We start from the raw sequence: 1,138 nt of genomic DNA, 5'->3' as shown, positions 1-1,138 counted from the left end.
TGGGCGTTAGCCTTTTCGTGAAGCATGCATCGAGGTGCCCTCCCCTCAATCTCGGTATGCGCGGTTTAACGCCTACGCCATACAATTCACTTAGCGCCGAGTGGGCGCTAGAAAAATCCATGGGACACTGAAAACATGAATAGCTCAATGAAATCTGTCATCTTGGTTACCATGCTCGGCTGCGCAAGCGCTGCAAACGCGGCCACATTCGACTATGCGTTTCAAGATAACGTACTCGATCCTGAATTCTCGATCAACCACAAAGATACCATTTCTACGGAGCGTCTGAGTTCGCCATTCGCAACGCTAACGGTGTCAGATGAGGACGGTGGAGTTCGCTTTACCTATTCTTCACTGGGCATCTTAGACGGCAAGGTGTCGGGCATTTCGTTTAACTACTTGCCTGCATTCCAGCAGGGCCTGGAACAGGTATGGCCAAACGCTCAGCCATCCAGGGACGGCGCATACTTTTTTACCGACTCTGACACAGCCATCCCCTATTTGTTTGTTTCCGGCTATGGTGTTGAGTACTCTTCTGAAGACATAACCTTGATAGGAAGTAGCCCGTTCGTCATCAGTACTGTTAAGGAAGGCGCGAAACCGGCCTCTTTTGTCTTCGACCTTGATAGAACCACATCACGCTCGGATGCATTCACGCTGCACTTGCGCGGTCTATCCAGCGATGTAACAGCAGCCAGTCTTGTGCCTCAATATGTTCGCGCAGTAAGCACAAGTTTCGGGAAAATGCCCGATGGCGGCGGCGTGTTTGGTCAATTGCCAATTGTAGGTCAGGCGGTCATCCTTGCGAGCCCCGTTCCAGAACCTTCAACTACAACGCAATTGCTTCTAGGCCTGCTGTCAATCGTACTGGTAACGATCAATCGAAAGAATTTACGCTCAAGGGCTTGAGTGAGCTCAAACACCGAGCGGAACACCTCCCTCTCTTGCCCAGCTTCAAACAGTTGGTGGAACTCCAACCTTGTCGGGCATGAGCAGATCAACCGTTTCAGCACCTGTTACCAGGCTAACTGTCGGTTCAACGCGGACGCCAACACTGGCCATGCCTTCGGCATTTTCATGGCCAGTGCTGGTGCCCTCCGCCTTCGGCTCCGGCGCCGGTTAACCTCGGCGTTAGGCC

The 1,138-nt window shown here is 52.5% G+C and carries 1 protein-coding gene; it reads left to right on the top strand.

Features of this window, described 5'->3' with window-relative positions:
* The first annotated feature begins 147 nt into the window (after nucleotides 1-147).
* Nucleotides 148-909: a hypothetical protein gene (locus EYS42_RS16855; RefSeq protein ID WP_130969374.1), complete on the top strand. Its 762-nt coding sequence runs from the start codon at nucleotides 148-150 to the stop codon at nucleotides 907-909.
* Nucleotides 910-1,138 lie beyond the last annotated feature (229 nt).

Source organism: Aquabacterium lacunae (assembly GCF_004310865.1).
GTDB classification, from domain to species: Bacteria; Pseudomonadota; Gammaproteobacteria; order Burkholderiales; family Burkholderiaceae_C; genus Aquabacterium; species Aquabacterium lacunae.
The sequence above is the reverse complement of the archived record's forward strand: the minus strand, read 5'-3'. Positions and strand labels throughout refer to the sequence as shown.